This is a genomic window from Candidatus Omnitrophota bacterium (genome assembly GCA_030695905.1).
Lineage (GTDB): Bacteria > Omnitrophota > Gorgyraeia > 2-01-FULL-45-10 > 2-01-FULL-45-10 > CAZHPY01.
This window is the reverse complement of sequence record JAUYOL010000034.1, coordinates 42,390-50,612: the sequence shown is the minus strand read 5'-3', so window position 1 is coordinate 50,612 and position 8,223 is coordinate 42,390. Positions and strand designations below refer to the sequence as shown.

Here is an 8,223-nt window from a genome sequence, read left to right as displayed (position 1 = left end):
GTGAATGTTGAATTGGTGAAGTCTATGGAACCATCGGCATTGTAGACTATGACAGATTTTTCTCTCTTTGAGGCCTCGCCTGTGGTTACAGCTGAAGTATCGAATGTATAAGAGCCTACTAATCTGCCGGCCTCGTAAGCGTAGTCCTTTCTGGAAGAGATTGAATATACACCTGTGGTGGCATCCTTGGAATATTCCAGAGTCTGGGATATCTTCTCTTTGCTCGCCCAACCAGTAAACGTATCTTCTCCTACCAGCTCGCCATTAAGAGTGGAAGCCGCAAAGTCGATGGTGCCGTCCGCGTTATAGACTATGTTAGATCTTACTCTCCTGGCTTCTTCCGTGCCCATATCCTCAACATTGAACGTATACACATTTCTCAACGCCTGCTTCTTATTCTTGCTATACTTAGCGTCATATTCGTAATAAGAATAATCTTTGCGGGTGACTATTTCACCGCCATCGTAGTAAAATGCCTGCGTAATTACTTCCGAACCCTTTGGCCCCGAAAACAGGGAGACGCTTTCCAAGTCAAGCTTGTGGTCTTCAAGGATAGTGCTATCATCGCTTAAGAGCTCTCCAAGCACCTCATCCCATTGGTCAGTGCCATAATAATCCGAAATATCGTAACTTCTTACTTCGTCAAGGCTCTCATTCTTCTCATCTTCACCGGCGTTATTATTGTAATCATAGATGCTTACCTGATTGGGCTCATTATTACCGTTAGCCTCGATAGCATAGTCATCTAAAACATATTTAACTCTCTCTTTATCCTTCTCGCCTTCATAAACGTTTGTCCTGGAAAGCCTATTTTCAGTTAACAGGCTGGCCCATTCACTCTTAGGCTTCGATATATCAATGCCGTCACTATCATAGCTTCTCACCTCATCGAGATTCTCATTTGTGTCGCCATTCTTATTATAATCGTAAACGCTTACTGTGTGAGACACCCCTTCGGTATCATAATCGCTCAAGACGTAATCTATTCTTTCTGATCCGGCGCCTCCGGAATAGAATACTTTCTCAAGTATCCTGTCATCCGTAAGGCCTGTTTTATCCGCTTCGCTGTATGATCCAAAGAACTTATCGCCGTCTTTGCTTTCTATTTCTTTGCCGCCTGATATCCACTTTGACTGGTCCAGCCCGCGTATATCGTAAGAAGTAATCGACTTTAAGGCGCCGCCCTCGTAATTGTATATGTTTATCTGCTGGGGATTACCTTCTTCATCGTAGTCCGACAAGGTATACTCGACAGGCTGGCCCGATGCTCCTAAGCGGCTGTTGCCGCCGCCCCCGCGCTTCTTTTTAAGATCCAGCTCCTCATCTTCTTTGTTACTAAGTTTTCTTCTTAACCTTTCGTCAAGAGACATTAGCATATCCTGCGTGTCCTGTTTCTGCCGGATTATCTCTTCGTGTTTCGACTGCTGGCTCTGGATATAGTCAGGGGCAAATTGCTGCGACTGCTCGGAATCTGATCCGGTAGGCAGCAGTTTCCTTGCAACGGACTCTTTTGTATCATAAGAAAGGCGGTCATAGTTGGTGACTTCCCTGGTGGGGGCAGTAGAAGCAGTTTGCGCTGTATGTGCTAAGTTATAATTATACAGATCACCCGCCCAAGATATGTCATACCACACAAATGCCGCTATCAAAAAGACAGCGACAATCTTGAGGATTAGCCTCTTAGTTGGGTTTATCTGATATTCTATCATGGTCTTTCTTAACCTTTTTATAAAACTTTTTTAAACATTGTATAAACATCTCAAAAAAATTAACCCACCACTGATACATTAATATATATACCATATAAAGCCAACATTGGCAAGGCACAATATTAAACTTTTTTAAATCTTAACATTAGTAAAACCATCAGTACTGTTAAAAGATAATATAGCTTGATATTAACGGTAAGCGCCTTTGATTACTACTTTTTTCTGGATAGGAATTTGCCCAACCAAACCTTAAAGTCTTCCGATACAATATAGGCACTTGGGACTATAAGCAGGGTAAGAATTGTTGATGATATAAGCCCGCCAATGACAGTAATGGCCAGAGGGCTCCAAAGGTTAGACCCTTCTTCGCTGCTTACCGCCATTGGTAGTAACCCCAAAAGAGTGGTAAGAGTGGTCATTATTATCGGCCTTAACCTGTCGCGGGATGCCATTATTATCGCTTTTATATATTTTATACTTTTTTTGCGCAGCTGATTTGCGTGATCTATCAATAAAATTGCGTTATTCACGACTATGCCTCCGAGCATCATAAGCCCGACAAAAACACCCATTCCCACGGACTTGCCCGTCGCGTATAGCGCTATCACGACACCTATGATAGCCAATGGGACCGACAGCATTATGATTAGAGGCTGTGAATATGACTCAAATAGTGACGCGAGAATAAGGTATATCAATATCGTTACAAGCATAAGCGTCGGCCAAATCTGCTTCTGGGTGGCGATCATGGTGGGGTAGTTACCGCCGATCCTGTAGAAATAGCCTTCCGGAAGTTTCAGGTCGGACAGAGAGCTTTTCGTAAGCTCGGCCGCTTTGCTTAAAGGAGTCCTTCCTATGTTGGCACTGACCTGTATCATCCTGGTCTTGTTCTTTCTCCATATTTCGCTCGGACCCAGGCCATACTTAAAATCTGTCACCTGCTCCAGAAATATATTGTCCTCTTTCTTATTTGTAAGCACCAGCTTGCGCAGGTCTTTGAATGTTTTTCTGTATTTCTCGTCTATTCTCGCTATGGTCTCCACCTCGCTGGATGCGGTATGGAATAATGTTGCCCTCAAGCCCCTCATTTGAGCGTGCACCATATCGCATACATCTGAAACGTTTAAATCATATATACTGGCCCGAGCCCTATCAATTCTTAGCCCAAGCTCGGGGCGGCCTTCCCTCATCCTTATCTTGGTATCTGTAAATCCCTTTATCGTGCCGAGCCTCGAAGCCATCGATATAGCTATTTCTCTTAAGATCCCATAATCATATCCAAATAACTCTAATATAATCTCCTTGGTTCCTACCTCCTGCTCCTCCTCAAAATATATAAAAGCGGGCCTTATCTTTTCTACCTTCGGACGCAGGCTATCTATTACTTCCGCCACAGACCGCTTGCGCTGCAAGAGCCCCACCAATTCCACATAGATCTTGCTCGACCACGGCTCCACCCTGGATGAAAACGTCTTTACTTCCGGTATCTCTTTTATAAGAGTTTCCACACGTTTTACAACCGCATCCGTAGCTTCCAGCTTCGTTCCCGTAGGCATTTCTATAAACACTGTAAATTTATTCTGTTCTGTAGTGCCCAAAAATTCTTTTCCCAGCTTGGAGAATAAGAACAGCGCTATAGCAAACACAATAAAGGCTATGAGAAAGACCATGCGCCGGTTCCTCATAAAATACACGACTCCCTTGCGCTGCGCCGAATAGAGCATCTTCATTATACCCACCACTCCGGTCGAGCCGTATCCTTTAGGTATATCATCTATGGAAAACTTCATACGCGACGCGAGCAGTGGCACCACAGTTATTGCTACGACCAGGGATATTAAAAGCGAAAATGTAACGGTCCAGGCAACCCCTCCATAAAGCAGTTTTATTTCATTACCTACGAATACCATAGGCAAAAATACCGATATGTGCGTAAGCGTGCCGGCCAAAATGGCCACCCAGACCTCTTCAGTTCCTGCTATTGCCGCAGGAATTCCCCCTATCTTCTTTTCGTTTTGCTTCAGTATATTCTCAAAGACTACTATTGAATTATCGACCAGCATACCGACGCCCAGCGCCAGGCCAAATAACGTCATAAAATTAAGCGATAGCTTTAGGACCAGCATGAATACGAATGTTATTATTATCGATATCGGAATTGCGGATGTCACTATAAGAACGGGCCTCATTTTTGATATCGACGCGGAAGCAATGGTCATGCCTATCAAGATAGGGTACAAAAATTTTGCGGGTAAAAACATTGTGGCAGCCAGAAGCGTGACTGTAATTATAAGAAGGTTCCTATCAAGCCGTATCAGGAAAAATACCAGGACCAACATTATCAGCCCCGCGCCCTTTAACAGGGAGTCCTTTAAATTATCTATGGATTTCTTTATAAAATCCGCCTGATTTGATGTTACCACCAGGTTGATATCCGACGGTAAAACTGATTTAAGCCTGTCGGCTTCTTTTACTATCTGAGCGGCTACTTTAATGGTGTTGGCGGTGGATTCTTTCTGTATATATAAGCTCACGACAGGCCGCACATTAACACGGGCATAGCCGGTAGGCTCAAGATAAGAATCAAGCACCGTGGCCACATCCTTGAGCCTTATCATAGTCCCATTGGGTAAAGCCGAGACAGGGATTCTCTTTATTTCATCTACGCTGGCATATAAACCTATGGTTCTTATAAGATATTTCTGTTTGTTTTCGGACATTTCCCCCGACAGAAGATTCAGGTTATTAAGACCAACCGTCGATATGACTCTTTCCAGCGAAATGTTATAGGCGGCTAATCTTCTCTGGTCCACCTCTATAAGTATCTTACGTTCTCTGCCGCCGGCTACTTCAACATCCGCCACACCATTTATTCGCTTAAGCGCCTCCCTGACGTTCTCATCGACTATTTTTCTAATCTCTTCCGTTGTCCGCCTAAGGCTTGTTACCGCGATGATAATTATCGGCACGTCTGAACGTTTAAACTGCGCTATGATGGGCTTCTCTATCTCTTTGGGAAGCTTATTTTTGATCTTCGCGAATTTTTCCCTGACCTCAAGAGCCGCGAAATCCATATCTATACCAGGCTCAAAGCTTAATACAACCGTAGATTCCCCTTCTTTAGATATAGACAGCATCTCTTCGAGATGGCTCACCGTTCCCACGGCTTCTTCCACCTGCTTTGTGACAAGAGTCTCCACTTCCGTCGGAGGTATGCCGCCGCGAACCTGAATTATGATGCTTATCTCTCCAAAGCTTATATTGGGATATAACTCTACGGGAAGCTGTATAAGAGACAGGATGCCCAAAAGGATAAAGATGGTATAGACCATCAGCATCGTGATAGGCCGCTTTATTGAAAATTCCGGAAGACTCATTACTTTTTCTTTCTGAAAATCCTGCCCAAAAATTCAGATGAGGATAGATATATAGTAGGAATTACTACTATGGTCAGAAATGTGGCTATAAGAAGGCCGCTCATTACGGTGATCGCCATTGGCCTTCTGAGCTCGGCACCTTCCCCACCCAAAAATGCCATGGGCACAAGGCCCAGGATAGTCGTAAGCGCGGTCATAAGAATCGCCCGCAGCCTCGCGCCGCTGGCGGCTATGGCCGCATCTTTGTCGCTCATGCCTCTTGATTTCAAAAGATTTATATAATCCATAAGAACTATGGCGTTATCGACCACTATACCGCCCAGCATACCGACGCCTATGAGAACATACACACTAACGCTCGTACCTGTGCCAAAAAGCCCCAGCGCCACGCCTATCAGCGACAATGGTATAGTGAACATTATTATAAACGGCTGCCAAAGTGATTCAAAGAGAGCGGCCATTATCATATAAACCAGGAGTATGATCGCTATTATGGCGTTCCTTAAGCTGTCAAATGACGCCTTCATCTCTTCGCTTTCGCCGGTAAGCTTAACGACATAGTTTTTGGGTATCGACAGGCTCTTTATCGCGCTATTTACGTCGGCATACACATCTTTTAACGGCCTATTATAAACGTTGGCGTAAACAGAGACCACCCTTTCCTGATTAATTCTTCTTATTTCGCTGGGACCTTTCCCCTTTCCGAATGTGGCAACGCTCCCCAAAGGAATACCCATTCCCATAGGAGACTGAAGCTGCAACCTGCTCAATTTGGAGAAATTGTTGCGGTCCTTTTCCCGTAAGCGTACGCGTATATCGTATTCCTGGCCCTTCTCCTTAAATTTAGTGGCTGCCGAGCCCTTAAGCGCTATTATAGCCGTCTGCGCTATATCCGACACAGAGAGCCCATACATAGACGCCTTGTCCTTATCTATATATATCTTCGTTTCCGGCGAAGGCTCGGCAAGATTATTCTTTATACCATAAATACCTTCTATCTTCGAAAGCGCATCCTGCATTTTTATGGTTATATTTTCCAGCTCTTTAAGGTCGTTTCCTTTTATTTCTATGGTCACCGGAGCCTGCGCCTGCATTCCCGCGGCCAAGACATTCTCCTGTAATACGTATTCTATCTTTGCACCCTCTAAGTCTATATTCGCCAGCTTGTTCTTTATCAACTGGACTATTTCTGTGCTTTTCATTTTTCTTTTTGTCTTAAGATTAATGACTATTTCCGCCTGATTGGAACTTAACCGTTCGAGGACATTTCTCGTGGTTGATTCCTGCGTCGAGCCAACCGTTACGTTGATGCTATCTACTTCCGGAAATGCTACTAGTACCTTTTCGACCCTCTGTGAAATTTCATTGGTCACCACAAGCCTTGTCCCCGCAGGCATATCTACCTTCATCACAAACTGGCTCTGGTCAACTTTAGGCATCAACTCTTTGTCCAATACCGCAAATATCAAAAGCGACGCTAAAAATACCACTAATGTAAGCAGAAGATATCTGCCTCTTTTATTGATGAACCTTTCGCTGATCCCCGAATAAATCCTGCGCAAGCCTTTTACAGCCTTCGGCTCTTCCTTTGATATGTTAATTCCCCGTGACGCGAGAAGAGGTATTATCGTTACGGCTGCGACCCATGAAACGAGAAGTGAAAATGTGACCGTAAGAGCGAAGTCCTTTAATATCTGGCCTGTTATCCCTATTACAAAGATAAGCGGCAAAAATACAACGACTGTTGTAAGGACGGAGCCCGCGACGGCTATCGCGACCTCTTCAGCGCCGACAATAGCGGCTTCTTTTGGATCCACCCCTTTTTCCCTATGAGTGCATATATTTTCAATTACAACTATCGCCGCGTCGACTAAAGAGCCTACTCCAAACGCGATACCGCCTAAAGACATCATGTTTATCGAAACACCGGAGAAGTACATCAAGGCAAATGTGGCCATTACCGATATAGGAATTGTAAAAGTAACTATAAGCGCGCTCCATATATTTCTTAAGAAATAGAAAAGTATCAGCAATACAAGTAGGCTGCCCTGCCACGCCGCTTCCCACACACCGTTTATAGAACTCTTTATAAACGTTGATTGGTCATAAACTACCGCTATGCTGATATCTTTGGGCAGATCCGCCCTAAGATCGACTATCTTCTTCTTTACACGATTTATTATCTTGACCGTATTGCCGAGGGCCTGCTTCTGAATAGACAGCGATATATTTTCGTTTTCATTGTATCTGGAAAAACTTGTCCTCTCTTTTATACCGTCGGTCACTAAAGCCACATCTTTTAAATATATAAGACGTCTGTCTTTAGATATCTGCCCTTTTGCTACACCCTGCCCGCCGGACTGCATTTGGTAAAGCTCTTCGTCCGTAGAGCCCTGGCCCAAAGCGATTTCATCTATATCTCGGACTTTCTCAAACTCCCCGAGCGTCCTGATAAGGTATTCGTAGAAGCTTTCCTTAATGGTGCCTGCCGGATAATTAAGATTCGCGCTGGAAACGGCTTTTGAAACGTCAAGAATGGGTATGTTGCGCGCCTGAAGTTTATCCTGATCCACATCCACCTGTATTTCGCGCTCAAGACCTCCGGATATCGTCGCCGAAGCCACTCCCTCCACTTTCTCGATCTCGTCCTTTATCATCTTACGGGCGAGTTCTCTTAAGGACACGGCCGACCGGTCGGCGGAGCTGGTAATACTGAGTATAAGAATGGGCCTGTCAAATGGATTATAAGGTAATACTATCGGCTCTTCGGCATCGCGCGGCAGCCGTTCCTTTATAAGGTCTATCTTTTCACGCATTCCAAGTGCGGCAAAATTTATATTCTGATTCCAGCCAAACTCCGCGATAACCATCGAAAGGCCTTCTCTGGAGATAGACTGTATTCTTTTTACTCCCGCTACCGTACCGACAGCTTCTTCGATTGGCTTAGTAATAAGCGTTTCTATTTCTTCGGGGGCAGCGTTGGCATAGGGCGTAACAACGGTAAGCTGCGGATATACTATCTGAGGAAAAAGTTCCTGCGGGAGCAGCATCAAAGATACTGTTCCAAATATAATGACCGCCGTTACCACCATCATGACGGTAACGGGTCTTTCTATCGATAACCTGGGTAAATTCAC

3 protein-coding genes are annotated in these 8,223 nt (G+C 44.6%); all 3 read right to left on the bottom strand.

Features of this window, described 5'->3' with window-relative positions; all coding sequences use genetic code 11:
• Positions 1–1,709 (bottom strand): hypothetical protein (locus tag Q8R38_05155; GenBank protein ID MDP3791409.1); only part of this gene is annotated, 1,709 nt, incomplete at its 3' end.
• Positions 1,710–1,921: 212 nt separating this feature from the next.
• Complete coding sequence (locus Q8R38_05150) at positions 1,922–5,086, bottom strand: efflux RND transporter permease subunit (protein MDP3791408.1); 3,165 nt, start codon at positions 5,084–5,086, stop codon at positions 1,922–1,924.
• On the bottom strand, positions 5,086–8,223 hold the full coding sequence (locus tag Q8R38_05145; GenBank protein MDP3791407.1) for an efflux RND transporter permease subunit: 3,138 nt from the start codon (positions 8,221–8,223) through the stop codon (positions 5,086–5,088). Before Q8R38_05145 ends, Q8R38_05150 begins: the two co-directional genes overlap by 1 nt.

What these genes read in the sequence shown, in the direction of transcription:
- Q8R38_05150 (MDP3791408.1), bottom strand. Translation starts at nt 5,086, where the DNA reads ATGAGTCTTCCGGAATTTTCAATAAAGCGGCCTATCACGATGCTGATG.